The sequence below is a fragment of the Actinomadura syzygii genome (assembly GCF_008085905.1).
GTDB lineage: Bacteria > Actinomycetota > Actinomycetes > Streptosporangiales > Streptosporangiaceae > Spirillospora > Spirillospora syzygii.
Genome location: NZ_VSFF01000005.1, coordinates 378,028 through 394,535, shown reverse-complemented (window position 1 = coordinate 394,535; position 16,508 = coordinate 378,028). Strand labels below are relative to the sequence as shown.

General features: G+C 72.2%; 12 protein-coding genes and 1 pseudogene. 6 read left to right on the top strand and 7 right to left on the bottom strand.

Features of this window, described 5'->3' with window-relative positions; translation table 11 throughout:
- Position 1 precedes the first annotated feature (1 nt).
- Positions 2-1,273: a type III PLP-dependent enzyme domain-containing protein gene (locus FXF65_RS14420; RefSeq protein WP_222868552.1), complete on the bottom strand. Its 1,272-nt coding sequence runs from the start codon at positions 1,271-1,273 to the stop codon at positions 2-4.
- A 119-nt stretch (positions 1,274-1,392) separates the two neighbouring features.
- Here FXF65_RS14420 and FXF65_RS14415 point away from each other — a divergent pair, with 119 nt between their 5' ends.
- Positions 1,393-2,139 carry an IclR family transcriptional regulator gene (locus tag FXF65_RS14415; RefSeq protein ID WP_148350410.1) on the top strand — a complete coding sequence of 249 codons (747 nt, stop codon included), beginning with the start codon at positions 1,393-1,395 and terminating at the stop codon, positions 2,137-2,139.
- On the opposite strand, the gene FXF65_RS14410 is transcribed toward FXF65_RS14415, so the two are convergent.
- A complete protein-coding gene (locus FXF65_RS14410) occupies positions 2,136-2,897 on the bottom strand; it encodes an ABC transporter permease (RefSeq protein WP_148350409.1) in 762 nt (253 codons plus the stop codon). The two genes, FXF65_RS14415 and FXF65_RS14410, sit on opposite strands and share 4 nt — an antisense overlap.
- 79 nt (positions 2,898-2,976) lie before the next feature.
- On the opposite strand from FXF65_RS14410, the gene FXF65_RS14405 reads away from it, so the two are divergent.
- Complete coding sequence (locus FXF65_RS14405; protein ID WP_246198638.1) at positions 2,977-3,822, top strand: polysaccharide deacetylase family protein; 846 nt, start codon at positions 2,977-2,979, stop codon at positions 3,820-3,822.
- A gap of 141 nt (positions 3,823-3,963) precedes the next feature.
- Here the strand turns inward: FXF65_RS14405 and FXF65_RS14400 are convergent, their stop codons facing one another.
- Both FXF65_RS14400 and FXF65_RS14395 read right to left on the bottom strand, forming a co-directional pair.
- The gene (locus FXF65_RS14400; protein ID WP_148350408.1) at positions 3,964-6,177 is read right to left on the bottom strand and encodes an MMPL family transporter; all 2,214 of its coding nucleotides are present in this window, start codon (positions 6,175-6,177) and stop codon (positions 3,964-3,966) included.
- A gap of 506 nt (positions 6,178-6,683) precedes the next feature.
- Positions 6,684-7,055, bottom strand: a complete 372-nt coding sequence (locus tag FXF65_RS14395) for a hypothetical protein (protein ID WP_148350407.1) — start codon at positions 7,053-7,055, stop codon at positions 6,684-6,686.
- Positions 7,056-7,644: 589 nt separating this feature from the next.
- Here FXF65_RS14395 and FXF65_RS14390 point away from each other — a divergent pair.
- The 3 genes from FXF65_RS14390 to FXF65_RS14380 all read left to right on the top strand — a co-directional run bounded on the left by FXF65_RS14390 (position 7,645) and on the right by FXF65_RS14380 (position 10,529).
- The gene (locus FXF65_RS14390; RefSeq protein WP_148350406.1) at positions 7,645-8,943 is read left to right on the top strand and encodes a sensor histidine kinase; all 1,299 of its coding nucleotides are present in this window, start codon (positions 7,645-7,647) and stop codon (positions 8,941-8,943) included.
- On the top strand, positions 8,907-9,551 hold the full coding sequence (locus FXF65_RS14385; RefSeq protein ID WP_148350405.1) for a LuxR C-terminal-related transcriptional regulator: 645 nt from the start codon (positions 8,907-8,909) through the stop codon (positions 9,549-9,551). The genes FXF65_RS14390 and FXF65_RS14385 overlap by 37 nt, the downstream gene beginning before the upstream one ends.
- A gap of 111 nt (positions 9,552-9,662) precedes the next feature.
- Entirely contained in the window at positions 9,663-10,529 is an 867-nt protein-coding gene (locus FXF65_RS14380; RefSeq protein WP_148350404.1) for a hypothetical protein, read from the top strand.
- A gap of 1 nt (position 10,530) precedes the next feature.
- On the opposite strand, the gene FXF65_RS14375 is transcribed toward FXF65_RS14380, so the two are convergent.
- Complete coding sequence (locus tag FXF65_RS14375) at positions 10,531-11,298, bottom strand: enoyl-CoA hydratase/isomerase family protein (RefSeq protein ID WP_187412288.1); 768 nt, start codon at positions 11,296-11,298, stop codon at positions 10,531-10,533.
- 663 nt (positions 11,299-11,961) lie between these two features.
- Between FXF65_RS14375 and rho the strand changes: the two are divergent.
- Positions 11,962-13,056, top strand: a pseudogene (gene rho / locus FXF65_RS14370) (transcription termination factor Rho); the annotation flags it as partial.
- Positions 13,057-13,075: 19 nt separating this feature from the next.
- Here rho and FXF65_RS14365 read toward each other — a convergent pair.
- Positions 13,076-14,698, bottom strand: a complete 1,623-nt coding sequence (locus FXF65_RS14365; protein ID WP_148350402.1) for a serine/threonine-protein kinase — start codon at positions 14,696-14,698, stop codon at positions 13,076-13,078.
- A 126-nt stretch (positions 14,699-14,824) separates the two neighbouring features.
- Positions 14,825-16,396, bottom strand: a complete 1,572-nt coding sequence (locus tag FXF65_RS14360) for an acyl-CoA synthetase (RefSeq protein ID WP_148350401.1) — start codon at positions 16,394-16,396, stop codon at positions 14,825-14,827.
- Positions 16,397-16,508: the final 112 nt, after the last annotated feature.

Here is a 16,508-nt window from a genome sequence, read left to right as displayed (position 1 = left end):
TTCAGAACCACGTCCTGATGAGGTCGACCACGACCGGGTTTTCCGCGTCGGCGTCGTCCACGACCGGAATGAGCGTCCATTTGTCCATCGCGGTGCACGGATGCGAGAGACCGAGCCTGACCACGTCTCCGATTTCGACCGACGAGTCGACGAGGAATGTGTGCTGGTCGTTCATCGCCGTGGCCCGCGCGTTCTCCACCGGCCCGGTGCCCTTTCCCTTGACGAACTGCGGCTCGGGCAGGCCCTCGTCGAACGGCAGGTCGCGTTTGCCCGCGTCCAGGAGGGCGAGCGCGGGCTCCGGCTTCGACACGACGCGCGCCCAGCCGTGCATGGCGGACCGCAGCGGCGCGTCGCCCGTCCCGCGTGAGAAGGGCGAGATCTCCCGGTAGAAGCCGTCGTCGTGGACGATGTACGCCCCCGACCGCAGCACCACCTGTCCGCCCGTTCCGCCGAGGACGTCCACGACCTGGTCGAAGAAGGCGCTGCCGCCCGCCGTCACGAACGGCTCGTCCGTCTCGTAGTCGAGGCCGCCGAACAGGTTCGCCATCCGGCGCAGGTAGGCGTCGACGGTGTGGCGTCCGTCGTCGGACGCGTCGTGCGCGAGCGCGCCCTCGTAGCCCGCGAGCCCAGCGAGGCGCAGCGTCTGCGCCTTGCGCACCGCGTCGGCGAGGGCGCGGGCGTCGGCGTCGTCCCTGATGCCGGTCCGGCCGTGCGGCCCGCCCAGCTCGACGCACACGTCCACCGGACGCTGCGCGCGGGCGGCGCGGAGCGCGTCGTCCATCAGCTCGACCGAGCGCGGCGAGTCGACCCACGACACGAACTCGAACTCCGGATGCTCGTCCAGCTCGGCGCCCAGCCAGGCGAGGCCCGCCGGGTCGAGCAGCGCGTTCGCGAGCATCACCCGGCGGACGCCGAACGCGCGCGCGACACGGATCTGCGGCAGGTTCGCGACCGTGATCCCCCACGCGCCCGCGTCGAGCTGCCGCCGCCAGAGCTGCGGGGCCATCGTCGTCTTGCCGTGCGGGGCGAGCGCGACCCCGGCCTCGTCCGTCCAGCGGGCCAGCGCGCCGACGTTGTGGTCGAGCGCGCCCGCGTCGAGCGTCATCAGCGGGGTGCCGAAGTCGGAGAGCGGGACGCGGGCGGCGCGCAGCTCCGCGACCGTCGTCCCGTGCGCGGACGCCGGGACCGCCTTGAAGCGCCAGTCGAGCCGCTCGTCGCCGAGCGCGTCGACCGCCGCCCCGTCGATCGCTTCACCGGAACTGGTCGCGACCATCATGACCTCCGTTGTTGCACAATGTGCAACGTTAATTGCGCCTTGCGCCGATGTGGTTGTAGCATCGCGGCCGGTGATCGGTCAACGATCCGGCCCCTCCGAAAAGGAGTTGGGGAACGGTGAGCCAGAGCCTCGGCCGCGCCCTCGCCATCCTCGGTGAACTGGGCGAGGGGCCGCGCCGACTCGACGAGCTGGCCGCGAAGATCGGCGTCCACAAGACGACGGTGCTGCGGCTGCTGCGCACCATGCAGGACGAGGGTTTCGTGCACGGCGACGCGAACCACCGCTACCACCTCGGGTCCCGGCTGTTCGCCCTCGCCGGGGCGGCGCTGGAGCAGCGCGGCGTCCGCGACATCGCCGCCCCGCACCTCGCGCGGCTGAACGACGACACGGGCGAGACCGTCCACCTCGGCGTGTACGAGGGCGGCAACGTCGTCTACCTCGACAAGTACGACTCGCGGCACGCGATCCGCATGTACTCGCGGGTCGGGCTGAGCATGCCGCTGCACGCCACCGCGATCGCCAAGGTCCTGCTCGCCGACCTTCCCGAGCCGCGCCGCCGCCGCGTCGCCGACGGGATCGAGTACACCGCGTTCACCGAGCACACCGTCGCCGGCCCGGCCGAGCTGCTGGACGAGCTGTCCCGCGTCGCCGCCCAGGGCTACGCGCTCGACGACGCCGAGCACGAGACGTTCATCCGCTGCGTCGCCGCGCCCGTCCGCGACGCGACCGGACGGGTCGTCGCCGCCGTCTCCATCTCCGTGCCCGCCGTCGTGCTCGACCGGGACGGCGTGCTCGCCCTCCTCCCCCGCCTGCTGGAGACCGTCCGCGCCGTCTCCGCCGACTGCGGCCACGCGGAGGGTTAGCGCGACCGCGGCGGCTTACGGACAAGCCGTTCGGTCGCGACCAGCTCCAGCGTGATGAGCACCGCGACCGACTCGACGGCGAGCAGCCCGACCAACACGAGGAGCTGGATCGCGCCCGCCTCCACCGGGTCCGCGCCGCCGAGCAGGACGCCGACGAACGCGCCCGGCAGCGTGACGAGCCCGACCGTCCGGGTCTGGTCGAGGACGGGGAACAGCGCCAGCGCCGCCGCCGGACGGCACAGTTCGAGGGCCGCGTCCCGGGGTTGGAGGCCGAGCGCGAGCCCGCCCTCGTACTCGCCGCGCCGCAGTTCCAGCTCGTCGAGCGCGCGGCGCCCGGTGAGCCCGGTCGCGGACATCGCGCCGCCGATGAAGATGCCCGCGATCGGCAGCACGGACACCGTCCGGTGCGGCACCAGCGTCGTCGCCAGCAGCAGGCCGAGGACGGGTCCGACGCCCGCGACGATCGGCAGCGCCGTCCACCACGCCCGCCCGCGGAACGAGCCGGTGACGCGGCGCCCGGACGTGGCCGCCGCGATCACGACCATGCCCGCGATGAACGCGGCCGTCAGGCCCGCGCTGCGCAGCACCGCGGCGATGAGCAGCGAGACCGCGGTGAGCTGCACGGCCGCCCGCAGCGCCACGACCAGCATGTCCCGGCCGAGGCCGAGCGCGCCGACCCGGACGAGCAGCGCGGCGGCCGAAGCGAGCGCCACGAGCACGATCGCGAGCGCCGGTCCGACCGCCGGACCCGCGCTCACCTGCGCACCTGTCCGCCCAATCGCGCCGAAGATCCCATTGCGTGCTCCTACCCCGGAAAACCTCGATACCGTGGGACTTGTGGAGGTTGACCCGGCCGCCTTGGCGACTCATCTGACCCGCCGCAGGGCGCTCTGGCTGATGGGAGCCACGGGCCTCACCGCGCTCGGTTCGGACAGCGTCCATCCGCACGGCCCCCGGCACGCGCCGCCCACCGCGGCGACGCCACGAGCCCGTCCGGTGATCCATCCGTCTCCCACTCCGACACCCACTCCGACGCCGACCGCGCGGCCCGCCACCTGGACGCCGGTCAAGCTCACCGCGTCCGAGGCGCCGGTGCGCGAGCTGACCGAACTGTCGCCCCCGCCACCGCCGAAGTCGATCGCGCTGACCATCGACGACGGCCCGAACCCGACGTGGACGCCGCGCATCCTCGACCTCCTCGCCGAACACGGCGTGCACGCCACGTTCTTCGTCATCGGCGAACAGGTGGAGGAGTACCCGAAGCTCACCCGCCGCATCACCGACGCGGGCCACCAGATCTGCAACCACACCGAGACCCATCCGATCACCATCGCGGGGCTGCCGCGCAAGCGCGTCCGCAAGGAGATCCTCGACGCGCAGAGCCGGATCTCGGACGTGACCGGCGTCGTCCCGCAGTTCTTCCGGTCGCCCGGCGGGGCGTGGTCGAAGACCGTCCTCGAACTGACCGCCGAACACGGCATGATCCCGATCGACTGGGCCGTCGACCCGCGCGACTGGGCCCGGCCCGGCGTCGCCCACATCCGCCGCGAACTGCTGAAGGGCAAGGACGGCGACATCCTGCTCTGCCACGACGGCGGCGGCGACCGGTCGCAGACCCACCGGGCGCTGAAGGCCGTCATCCCGAAGCTCAAGAAGCGCGGCCTGACCTTCGTAGCGCTGTAATCCCCCAGGGGGGCTGTGTTTTCCCAGGGGGGCGACCCCCTGGAACCCCCGTTGCTCGCGACGGGCCGTTTCCCGAATCGCGGTCGCTCTCGGGAAACGGCCCCTCGCTCGGCGGGTCGGGCGACCTCCGGCCTTGGCGGCCTACGGCCGCCCGACCCGTGGCCCCGGTGCCGCTGGTCGCGCGGGGTAGGTCTGCGGGACCAGCGGGCGCGCTGGCTCCGGGGGCTCGCCGTGGGAGATGCGGGGCAGCCAGGCCAGCCAGCGTGGCAGGTACCAGTTCGCGCGTCCGAACAGGGACATCACGGCCGGGAGCAGCACCACGCGGACGATCGTCGCGTCGATGAGCACCGCCACCGCCAGGCCGACGCCCAGCTGCTTGAAGTCCTGCATGGACAGCGTCCCGAAGATCCCGAACGTGGCGATCATGATGACGGCGGCGCTGGTCACGACCCCGGCCGTCGCGCCGACGCCCTCCCGGACGGCGGCCGCCGTGTCGAGCCCGCGGTCGTGGGCCTCGCGGATCCGCGAGACGACGAACACGTGGTAGTCCATCGACAGCCCGAACAGGACGACGAACACGAACAGCGGGATCCACGACTCCAGCGCCCCGGCGGCGGTCGTCCCGACCAGGAAGTCGCCCCAGCCGTGCTGGAACACCGCGACCATCACGCCGTAGGCCGCGCCGACCGACAGCAGGTTCAGCACGATCGCGCTCAACGCGATGAGCGGCGACCGGAAGAAGACCAGCATCAGCAGGAAGGTGATCCCCATGACGAACAGGAACACCGGCACGATGCTGCTCTTCAACTGCGCGTTGTAGTCGGTCGACCAGGCGAGCTGCCCGGTGACGGGCGCGTCCGCGACCTTCCCGACCGTCTGTGGGACGATCCGCTCCCGCAGCGTCTCCAGCGCGTGCTTCGAGACGGCGTCGGAGCCCGTCCCGGCGAGCGGCACCTCGATCTCCGCGACGTTCGCCTTCCGGTGGACGGTCACGTCGATCGGCTCGTTCATTTCCCCCGACGCGACGGCCCGCCGCTTGAGCTCGGCGATCGCGGCCGTGACCGCGGGCGCGCCGATGTCGGGCGCCTTCACCACGACCTGCGCGGGCTCCGGGTTGCCGGGGAACGCGGCGTTCAGCCGCGTGTAGGTCTGCGCGATCTCCTCGCCGGGCGGGACCTGCTGGTCGAGGCGGAGCTTCTCGGTCTTCATGCCGAGCGCGGGCGCGGCCAGCGCGAGCAGCAGCCCCGCCGCGAGCACCGCCGCGATCCCCGGCCGCGCGAGGACCGGCCTGAGCAGCGTCCCCACCACTCCGGCGCGCCCCTCGCGGCGCCGGCGGGGCAGGCGGACGCGGCCGAAGTCGACCTTGTCGCCGAGCATGGACAGCAGCGCGGGCAGCACGGTCACCGACCCGAGCATCGCGATCAGCACGACGAGGATCGTCGCGAGCGCGAAGCCCTTGAACAGCAGCAGCCCGGACAGGAACATCCCGGACATCGCGACCAGCACGGTGAGGCCGGAGACGAGCACGGACCGTCCGGACGTGGCGGCGGCGATCGCGAGGGCCGTCTCCCGGTCCCGCCCGCGCCGCCGCTCCTCGCGCTCGCGCTGCAGGTAGAAGAGGCAGTAGTCGACGCCGACCGCGAGGCCCATCAGCAGCATCACCGAGTTGGTCGTCTGGTCGACGTGCAGCGCGTGGCTCGCGACCGCGAGCAGCCCGCCCGCCGCGAGGAACGCGGTGAACGCCAGCACGACCGGCAGGACGGCGGCGAGCAGCGCGCCGAACGCGACGAGCAGGATGCCGATGGCGAGCGGCACGGCCGTCATCTCGGCCCGCTTGAAGTCGTCGCCGAGGGCGTTCTCGAACCAGGCGTCCGCGGTCGCGCCGCCGAACTCCCCGATCTTGACGGACGGATTACCGCGCTGCGTCTGCTTCACGGCGTCCTGGATGGCGGGCAGCGGGTCGGGCGCGTCGTCCGCGACCTCCTTGACCGTGAACTGGACGATCACGTGCCGCCGGTCCTTCGACACGACGTCCGGCCGCAGGTCGGTGACCTTGCCGGTGGCCTTGACGTTCGCCCGGACGTCCGCCGCCGCGCGGGCCAGCTCGGGCGCGCCCGCCGTGGACCCGGAGATCAGCACGGTCTCCTGGTCGGGGTCGTCGACGCCGGCCTCGTCGAGGATCCGCACGGCCTGCGCCGACTGCCCGCTGCCCTGCTCGTGGTCCGCCATCGTGACCTGGCCGGACATCCCGCCGATCAGGGAGGCGAGGACGACGAGCAGCAGCCAGCCGAGCACTGCCGTCTTCCGGTGCCGCGCGCTCCATCCTCCGAGCGCGGCGGCGAGATTGCGTTTCATGGGGGTCCCCTGGAGTCATCGGTGCGAGGTGACACCAATGGACGCTAGAAACGCGGGGACCGCCACGACATGGCTCTAGACGGCGTCCGGCGGTGTACCTGAGTACACCCCCACTCCGGGACACGGGCACACCGAGCCTGGACGCCGTCCAGAGACCACGCTCGGTCGCGGGTCGGAGCCCGCGACCGAACGAATCCGGGAGCGGTCGGCGGGGACGCTCCCGTGGGTCCGCCCGGTCCGGGCCGCCGATGACCGGCGCGGTCGCATTTCCGGGCGTGCGGACCACTCCAAAAATAAGGCAGCGGCCGCCCGGCGCGACGTTTTCAGCGCGCCTCGGCTTTTCGATGTTGATACTTGTCCGCCAGAAGGATGCCGGTGAATCGCCTTTACGGACGGGAGTGCCGCCCGGCCGGACGATCGAGGCGTTCGGCCGGACGGCACCCGTCATGCGAACCGGTTCAGAGCGGTTGCCTTTCATCCCCCGGCGGGGCGGGGAACGAAATGCGTCAGGCGATCTCCTGCAGCGGGACGAGGGTCTCGCCCGGCTTGTGCGTGCTCATGTCGAACATCGTGAGCGAGGCGAGCGTCGGGCCCTTGGCGCAACGGTTGTCGAGCACGGTCGAGCGGCCCATGAACATGTTGATGGTGCCGTCCATGGTCTTCTCGGCCGGGCAGACGACGGTGAGCTGCACCGCGCCCTCGCCCATGCAGGACGCCGCCACGAACGGGCCGGCGTCGGCCTTGAGACTGCAGGTGACGGGGGGCTTCGGCTTCTCGTCGCCGTTGGTGCCGGCGAAGGCGGAGCCGGCGCCGCCGTACAGGGCGAGCGCGGCGGCGCTGACGCCGACCAGGGCGAGGGTGTGCTTGCGAATCCTCATGATCGCACTTCCTTGGGAGCGTGGTGGATCACGTACTGCATCGCCGGCGGGCAATACGCGGACGAGGCACAGCGGAGCCGCGCCTCGAATGCAGCAACCATCATTGATCGGCGCGGCGGATCTTGGCAATGTCATTAGGTCATAGAACTAAGCTATATCCCGCGACACCATGGAATATGTGCCGGATTTGCCGGGCAGGCCAGCCTTCGAGGCCGAATTGGTCATGATCGAATCCCTTGCCGGGGGAGCCCGTAACGGGAGGTGACGCCACGTCCGCCGGGCACTATTCTCGGGAATCTCTCAGGAAGAAGTCTCGCGCCCCGGCGGACTTTCCGTCAATGATCAACAACAACTCGGCATGGATTTCCCTTGCGTCGCGCGATGCCGGGAAAAGGGCGCGGATCGGGTAAACCCCGCAATAGTTCTCCGCGTCCGCGGGCGCGGTTCCCCCTCTTTACGGGCCGCCGGGGTGTAGCTGAGTACACCCCATGTCCGGGTTGCGGGCACACTGTGCCCGTGGCCGCCGGCCGGAAGACTCGTCTTCAGGACGGCACCCGACCTGCGGAGGAACCCGGTGAACGGCGTAACGGTGAGAGAGACCAGGCTGCAGCGGCACGCCAGGGCGCCCTGGCGCGGCCTCGCGCTGTACCTGCTGAGCGTGCCCGCGACGCTCGTGGGCCTGTGGTTCATCACGGTCGTCTCGATGATCACGAGTTTCGTCGGGGTGCTGCTGTTCCCGTCGGCGGCGATGCTGCTGCGCACCCAGCTCGACGCCTACCGCTCCCGGATCAACAAGTGGACGGGCGTCCGCGTCCAGCGCCCCTACCTGCCGGAGCAGGAGACCGAGCCCGGCGTGCTGGGGATGATCAAGCGGTTCGTCGGGCTGGCGTCCGACCCGGCGACCTGGCGCGACTACCTGTGGGTGGTCGCGGACCCGATCGTGGCGCTGTTCACGGCGGCGCTGCCGGGGATGCTCATCCTGTACGGGGTGTGGGGGTACGCGCTCGCCACGTTCGCGGGCGGGCTGATCGGCCACTACGGCGGCAGCGACTGGTACACGTGGATCCACGTCGACTCCGGCTACGACCGGAGCGCCGAGCGCATCGTGTCCACGGTTGTCGTCGCGACCGTCTGCATCGTCGTCGGCTACCTCATCGGCCCGAAGATGCTGACGGTGTACGGCCACTGGGGACGCCTCCTCCTCGGCCCGACGCGGAAGTCGGAGCTGGCGCTGCGCGTCCGGCACCTCCAGGAGTCCCGCTCGGAGGCCGTGGACGCCTCCGCCGCCGAGCTGCGCCGCATCGAGCGCGACCTGCACGACGGCGCGCAGGCCCGGCTCGTCGCGATGGGCATGAGCCTCGGCGCGATCGAGCACCTGCTCGACCGGGACCCGGAGAAGGCGCGGATCCTGCTCGCCGAGACGCGGGCGTCGTCGGCGAAGGCGCTGAGCGAGCTGCGCGACCTCGTCCGCGGCATCCACCCGCCGGTGCTCGCCGACCGCGGCGTCGGCGACGCGGTCAAGGCGCTCGCGCTGGACCACCCGCTGCGTCCCGAGGTGAACGTCGAGCTGCCCGGCCGGCCCGAGCCGCCGGTCGAGTCGGCCGCCTACTTCGCGGTGTCGGAGATCCTCACGAACGCGGCCAAGCACTCCGGCGCGTCCCGCGTCTGGATCGACGTGCGGTACGAGCGCGGCATGCTGCGGATCACCGTCACCGACGACGGGCGCGGCGGCGCGCGGATGGAGGACGGCACCGGCCTGCGCGGAATCGAACGGCGGATCGGTACATTCGACGGCGTCCTCGCCCTCAGCTCGCCGGTGGGCGGCCCGACGATCGTGACGCTGGAGCTGCCGTGCGCGTTGTCCTCGCCGAAGACCTCGCCCTCCTGAGGGAGGGCCTGGTCAGCCTCCTGGAGTCGCACGACTTCGAGATCGCGGCCGCCGTCGACAACGGCCCCTCGCTGCTCAAGGCGCTGGTCGACCACCGTCCGGACGTGGCGGTGGTCGACGTGCGCCTGCCGCCGTCCTTCACCGACGAGGGGCTCCAGGCCGCGCTGGAGGCGCGCCGCCGCGTCCCCGGCCTGCCCGTGCTGGTGCTGTCGCAGTACGTCGAGCAGCTCTACGCGCGGGAGCTGCTCGCGGACGGCAGCGGCGGCATCGGCTACCTGCTGAAGGACCGGGTGTTCGACGCCGCCCAGTTCGTGGACGCGGTCCGCCGGGTCGCCGCGGGCGGCACCGCGATGGACCCGGAGGTCATCTCCCGGCTCGTCGCGAGCAGCACCCGCGACACGCCGCTCGCCCGGCTCACCCCGCGCGAGTCGGAGGTGCTGGAGCTGATGGCGCAGGGCCGCTCGAACGCCGCGATCGCGGAGAAGCTCGTCATCACCGAGCGCGCCGTGACCAAGCACACCGCGAACATCTTCGCCAAGCTCGACCTGCCGGTCACGGGCGACGACAACCGCCGCGTCCTCGCGGTCCTGGCCTACCTGAACCGCTGACCCGCCGCTCGCCCGGATCTGGCCGGGGCGCGCCGGGTGAACTAGGTTGCTCGGGCGAGACGGCCCTCCCGACCCGGCGTCCGGGGGCTTCCCTCAGAAAGGCGGGGCTCGATGGAAGTGGTCCTGGTCCTGCTCTGCCTGGCCATCGCGGGCCGGGAGCTGTATCTGGCGTTCGAGCGCCGGCGGTCGCCGGGCGCGCCGGAGATCGCCGACATCCGCACCCAGCTCCGCGCGCTGAAGAGCACGCGCGAGGAGCTGGACGGCGTCCGCGCCGCGCAGCTCGAGGGCCTCGACCGGCTGTCCCGCGAGCAGGACCGCGACCGCGAGACGCTCGGCGCCGCCGACGCCCGGATCCGGTCCCTGATCGCGCAGATCAACGACCGGATGGTCCCGGACGTCAACGCCCGCCTGACCCGGCAGCGCGAGACGGTGGAGGCGCTGTCCGCCGAGGTCGCCGGGCTGCGCGCGCACCTCGCCCGGCGGCTGGACGACGCGGTCGCCGCGTCCCTCGGCGCCGAGCCCGCCGACCTCGTCGGCGGGACGCTGACCGTCCGGCCCGAGTCCGCCCGGGACGCGCTGACCGGCCCCTACGAGCGGTTCGCGACGCACCACGGGCTGCGCGTCGAACTGGCCGACGGGGACCGCCTCTACCTGTCGGGACGCAGCCCGCGCGCCCTGGAACGCGACTTCATCGAGCTGGTGCGGGCGCTGCGCGGCGAGTTCGCGGAGGACACGTCCGAGGCCCGCACGCTGCTCGACGGCCTGCGGGACGCCGACCACGGCGGCGCCGCGCTCGGGCCGCTGCTCGTCGTCCGGACGCCGGAGTCGCTGGTCTGCGGGGTGCTGCCGCTCGCCGAACTGCTGCGGCCCGAGGGCGCCCGGCTGCTCGACGACCCGCCCGCCGCCGCGCGGCGGCTGCGGCGCCTCGACGAGCGCCGCTTCTACGACGTGCCCGCCCGGTCCGCGCTCAACGGCTAGCTCAACGGGTGGGGGACGTCCATCTGAAGGCGGGCGCGCGGCGTTCGAGGAACGCGGCGGCGCCCTCCTCGGCCTCGCCGCTCGCGGCCATCTCCGCCAGCCAGCGCTTCGCCGCGTCCCCGACCGGGGCGCCGGCGGCGGCCGCGTCCACGATCTCCTTCGTCGCGCGCTGCGTGAGCAGCGAGCGGGACGCGAGCGTCGCGGTGAACTCGGCGACCCTCGCGCGCAGCCCCTCGGCGGGGACGACCTCGTCCAGCAGGCCGATGCGCAGCGCGTGCGCGGCGTCGATCAGGTCCGCCGAGTACAGCAGGTACTTCGCCGCGGACGGCCCGAGCAGCCGGACGAGCCGCTCCGTCGCCGCCGCCGGGTACACGATGCCGAGCCGCGCCGGGGTGACGCCGAACCGGGCGCCGTCCGCCGCGAACCGCAGGTCGCAGGCCGCGGCGAGCTGGCAGCCGCCGCCGACGCAGTAGCCCTCGATCGCCGCGAGCGTCGGCTTCGGGAACGCCGCGAGCGCCCGCTCCGCGACCGTCGCTAGATGGGACTCGTCGTCGCGGTGGATGTCGGCCAGCTCGGAGATGTCGGCCCCGGCGCAGAAGTCGCCGCCCGCGCCGGTCAGCACCACCGCCCGTACGCCGGGATCGGCGGCGAGATCGTCCAGGAGGGGCGGCAGCGCCCGCCACATCGCCGCCGACATCGCGTTGCGCTTCGCGGGCCGGTCGATCGTGATCGTGCCGACGCCGTCGGCGGCGTCCACGCGGATGTCCACGCGGCCGATCGTACGGAGCCCTCCTCCCTCTAGGAACCTCGGGGGCCTCCTGGCAGTCTTAAGGAGTCGAGGCACGGAAACGATCAGTGGCACGGGCGGACGCGAGCCGGGGGGCACGGCGTCCGCCGACACCGGCCACAGGGGGACCAGCTACATGAAAACAGTCATCGACCTCCGGGAATGCGAAACCGCCCTGGAGTGCTGTACTGTCGAGGCAACGTCTTCGGACTTCCGCGATTCGCGGCGAAGGCGTTTCTTCCCCGCCCCGGGCCATCTGAGCGCCCGGTGACTTCTCCGGTTCGAGACGCGCACGGCGTTTCGGGCCGCCGTCCAAAGGGAGCAGACGTCAGCCCGGTGAACCGAGCTGCATACCTCTCATCCCCCTCGCGTACGCGCCGCGGGAGCAGCCGCCGTACGCAGGACTCGACCCCTGGCCGCGCGGAGCGTTTCGCGGCCTGAGAAGGGACCCGCATGTCCACTTCCACAATCACCACCGAACGCCCGCCCTCGGGCCGTTCCACCACGAACCGTAAGACCCAGGCGCCGCACGGCGTGGCCGCGCAGAACGCGCAGAACGCCGCGCAGAACGCCGGAAAGAGCACCGCGCAGAGCGCCCGCAAGAACAACAACGACCGCCGTCCGGCCGCCGAGGCCCCGGTCGTCCCCTTCCACGGCATCCTCGACGTCCAGGAGAAGCACGCCTTCATCCGCACGTCCGGCTACCACCCGGGGCCGGACGACGTGCACGTCGCCCTCGCCCAGGTGAAGGCCGACGGCCTGCGTCCCGGCGACGCCGTCGCGGGGTTCGCGCGGCCGCCGCGGTCCGCGCGGGAGAAGTTCGGCTCGCTCGCCCGCGTCGAGACCGTGAACGGCCTCCCGCTGGAGGAGGCGGGCGGCCGCCCCGAGTTCGCGAAGCTGACGCCGCTCTTCCCGAACGAGCGGCTGCGCCTCGACACCGGCCCGCTCGCGACCCGCGTCATCGACCTCGTCGCGCCGGTCGGCAAGGGCCAGCGCGGGCTCATCGTGTCGCCGCCGAAGGTCGGCAAGACGATGGTGCTGCAGGCCCTCGCGAACGCGATCGCGGAGAACAACCCCGAGGTGCACCTCATGGTCGTCCTCGTCGACGAGCGCCCCGAGGAGGTCACCGACCTCCAGCGTTCGGTGCGCGGCGAAGTGATCCACTCGACGTTCGACCGTCCCGCGCAGGACCACACGGCCCTCGCCGAGCTCGCCGTGGAGCGGGCCAAGCGGCTCGTCGAGCAGGGCCACGACGTGGTCATGCTGCTCGACTCGATCACCCGGCTCGGCCGCGCCTACAACCTCGCCGCGCCGTCCAGCAGCCGCATCCTCGCGGGCGGCGTCGCGACGACCGCGATCTACCCGCCGAAGAAGTTCTTCGGCGCCGCCCGCAACATCGAGGACGGCGGCTCGCTGACCATCCTCGCCACCGCCCTCGTGGAGACCGGGTCCCGCATGGACGACGTCTTCTTCGAGGAGTACAAGGGCACCGGCAACATGGAGCTGAAGCTCGACCGCGGCCTCGCCGACCGCCGCGTCTTCCCCGCCGTCGACATCGAGGCGTCCGGCACCCGCCGCGACGAGCTGCTCATGTCGCCCGAGGAGCTCGCCCTCTCCTGGCGCCTCCGCCGCGCTCTCCAGGGACTGGAGAAGCAGCAGGCCGTCGAGCAGCTCCTGGAGAAGATGAAGGGCACCTCGTCGAACGCGGAGTTCCTCCTCCGCCTCCAGCAGTCGACCTGACCCGTCCCGCCTTACGGGGTCACGGCCTGTCAGGGTCGAAGGACTTGAGGATTTCGTCGTAGAGACGCTGGCCGGGCGTCCAGCGCCGATCGGGCGCGGAGAAACAGAACTCGTACCCCGCCGCCCGGCCGCACAGCACGTGCCGCGTGTCGTCCCCGTGGCGGCGAGCCCCGCCGCCGCGCCAGGTGAACTCCCATTCCGCGCCGCCCGCGACGACGCCCGGGACGGCTTCGAGCCGCAGCCTGCGGTACCCGGGGAAGCGGTGCTCCGCCGCCGCCTTCCGCTCCTGCGCGCGCAGGCCGGTCAACGGGTCGCCCGGGGCGGGCGAGATGCGCAGCGCGCGTCCCGTCCCCGCGTCCTTCCACAGGACGTCCGATCCGTACCGTTCCGCCCGCCACCCCGCCGGGACGCGCACCGTGTACGCGCCCGCCTCCCGGTACCGGGCGGTCTTGGCCGTGTCGCCCGCCGCCGGGCGCAGCGCGACCGCGTCGCTCTTGCCGATGGACGTCCAGCGCGCGGCCCACGTCCCGGCGCCCGCCGCGAACGCGGCGAGGACGGCGACGCCCGCCACCGCTCCGGGCCGCAGGCTCCGCGGACGCCACCGGGTGCGGGCCCGCCGCGATCCGCACGGCGCGGGCCGGGTCCCGGACGGACGTCCGCCGCGCAGCGTCCACGGCACGCGCGGGCCCCGGACGACGCGGGAGCGCGCCGCGTCCCGCGACACCCACGAGCCGTGCCGCGCCCACGGCACCCTTCGCAGCAGCGGGCGGCGGCGGGCGGGCGGGACGGCGAGCGTGATGCCCGGCTGCGGGAGTTCGCCGACGATTTCACGCAGGAGGTCGGCGGTGGCCTCGGCGGTCAGCCGGTCCTCCGGCCGCTGCCGCAGCAGTCCCTCTATGACGGGCGTCAGCGGCCCTGCCCGGACGGGACGCGCGTAGTCGCCCAGCAGCACCGCCACCATCGACGCGAGGGCGTGGCAACGCAGGAACGGCGAGAACCCTTCGACCGCCGTGTAGAGGGTCGCGCCCAGTGACCATAGGTCGGACGCCTCCAGCCCTGGCATTCCGTTCACGCGCTCTGGCGAGAGATAGGCGGGTGAGCCTTCGATGCCCGCCGGCATGGTGTCGACCGTCTCTCGTCCGCCAGATGCGTAGACGGCGAGCCCGAAGTCGGTGAGCAGGACCCGGCCGTCGTCGCAGACGAGGACGTTGCTGGGCTTGACGTCCCGGTGCACGATCCCGGCGGCGTGCGACGCGCGCAGCACCGACAGCACGGCCGCGCCGATCTCGGCCGTCCGGCGCGGGCCGAGCGGACCGTCCTCGGTGACGAGCCTGTTCAGGGAGCAGGACTTGAGGAACTCCATGACGATCCACGGGCGTCCGCCCTCGATGAGGAGGTCGTGGACGGCGACCACGCCCGGATGCTTCAGCGCTGCGGTCGCCCGCGCCTCGGACAGCAGCCGCCTGCACATCGCCTTGCGCTCGGCCTCGGTGATGCGCTTCGGGAGGTGGACCTCCTTGACGGCGACGTCCCGGTCGAGCGTCTCGTCGTAGGCGCGCCAGACGGTCCCCATGCCGCCCCGGCCGACGACGGTGAGAAGGCGATAGCGGCGCGCGAGCGGTACCGGCCGATCCCCGTCCATGCGGAGTCAATCGCCCGGACGCGGTCAGCGCACGCCCCGTCCGCATCCATCATTTCTTGACCGGTGCGGCCGGGGAAAAAGTGGCGGGACGTGGTATAAGCCGCGTCTGGGGGAGATGCGCCCGTTTTACAGGACGCTTCGGGCCCACTTGTAGTCGGACTTCCCGACGGCGGTGCGGCGGACCTCGTCCACCACCGTGATCTGGCGCGGCAGCTTGTATCCGGCGAGGCGATCGCGGCAGAACTCGGTCAGCGCGTCCAGGGTGACCGTCGTGCCGGGACGCGGTGCGACGACGGCGGCGACGCGCTGCCCGAACCGCTCGTCCTGGACACCTACGACTACCGCGTCGTACACGTCGGGATGGTCCTTCAACGCGACCTCGACCTCCTCCGGGTACACCTTCTCCCCGCCCGTGTTGATGACGAGGGAGCCTCGGCCCAGGAGGACGATCGTCCCGTCCTCCTCCAGGCTGGCGAAGTCGCCGGGAACCGACCAGCGGGTGCCATCGCTTGCGGTGAAGAAGGTCGACACGGTTTTCTCTGGGTCGTTGTAGTAGCCGATCGGGATGTGTCCCTTGCGCGCGAGCCGACCGATCTGGCCGGGCGCGACGGGGTTGAGGTCGTCGTCCAAGACGGCGACGTCCGGGTTCATGTCGAACCGGGCCGTCCCTTCCTTGCCGCCCACGGAAGGCCCGCACGCGCCCGTCTCCGAGGCACCGTAGTTGTCGAGGAACACCACATTCGGGAGCCGCTCGCTAAGCGCCCGCTTCGCACCGTCCGTCAGCGGCGCTCCACCGGACGCGATCCCCATGAGCGACGACGTGTCGTACTCGCCCTCGGCCAGCGCCCGCGCGACGGGCCACGCCATCGCGTCCCCGACCAGCATCAGCACGTTCGCCTTCTCCTCGGCGACGAGCCGGAGCGCCTCCCCCGCGTCGAAGGCGTGGTCGGTGTAGAGGACGACCTTCGACCCGCCGAACAGCCCCATGAACGCGACCCACTGACCGGCGCCGTGCATGACGGGCGCGCAGTCGAGCACGGCCGTCGCGGGCTGCTCGGCGTTGGCGGCGATCTCCTCCGGGCTGCCGATCGGGTCGCCGAGGACGTTCCCGCCGCCGAGCGCGCCGAAGAAGATGTCCTCGACGCGCCATTCGACGCCCTTGGGATATCCCGTCGTCCCGCCCGTGTACATGATGTAGCGGTCGTCGTTGGAGCGTTCCGGGAAGTCGTCGCCGGGGTCGGCGTCCGCGAGCGCCTTCTCGTACTCGACCGCGTCCGGAATCTCGCCATCGGACCCGTCCTCCAGGACGACCACATGCCGCAGCTTCGCCAGACCACCCCGAATCTCCTGCGTCTTCGCCAAGAGCGAACGCTCCCCGATCAGCGCGACGGAGTCGGAGTCGGCCAGCACGTGCCGCAGCTCCGCCGCCACATACCGGTAGTTCACCGGAATCGGCACGGCCCGGATCTTGAACGCGCCGAGCATCGACTCGATCCACTCGGCCCGGTTGTGAGCGAGGATCGCGACGTGCTCTCCGGGCCGCACCCCGGCCGCCGCGAGATGGTGCCCGACCCGGCTCGCACGCTCGTTGAGCTGCCGATACGTCCGGCGGACGTCCCCCGCGACGAGCGCGGAACGGTCCGGCCCCGCAGCGGCCAGGAGCTCCAGCAGGTCGGCCGGGTTGTAGCTACGAGCCATGCCACGTCCTCGCGTCTCGGGGGTGGGACTGCCCCGATCCTCGCCCCGGACGGACGGCGACTCAATCCTTGTTGGCATTCCGTCCAATGAGATGGGTCACACCGGTACCGAA

Excerpts from the sequence above, each read along its gene's own strand:
- FXF65_RS14420 (WP_222868552.1), bottom strand. The coding sequence starts at position 1,273 with ATGGTCGCGACCAGTTCCGGTGAAGCGATCGACGGGGCGGCGGTCGAC.
- FXF65_RS14400 (WP_148350408.1), bottom strand. The coding sequence starts at position 6,177 with ATGAAACGCAATCTCGCCGCCGCGCTCGGAGGATGGAGCGCGCGGCAC.
- FXF65_RS14395 (WP_148350407.1), bottom strand. The coding sequence starts at position 7,055 with ATGAGGATTCGCAAGCACACCCTCGCCCTGGTCGGCGTCAGCGCCGCC.
- FXF65_RS14380 (WP_148350404.1), top strand. The coding sequence starts at position 9,663 with ATGGAAGTGGTCCTGGTCCTGCTCTGCCTGGCCATCGCGGGCCGGGAG.
- FXF65_RS14365 (WP_148350402.1), bottom strand. The coding sequence starts at position 14,698 with ATGGACGGGGATCGGCCGGTACCGCTCGCGCGCCGCTATCGCCTTCTC.
- FXF65_RS14360 (WP_148350401.1), bottom strand. The coding sequence starts at position 16,396 with ATGGCTCGTAGCTACAACCCGGCCGACCTGCTGGAGCTCCTGGCCGCT.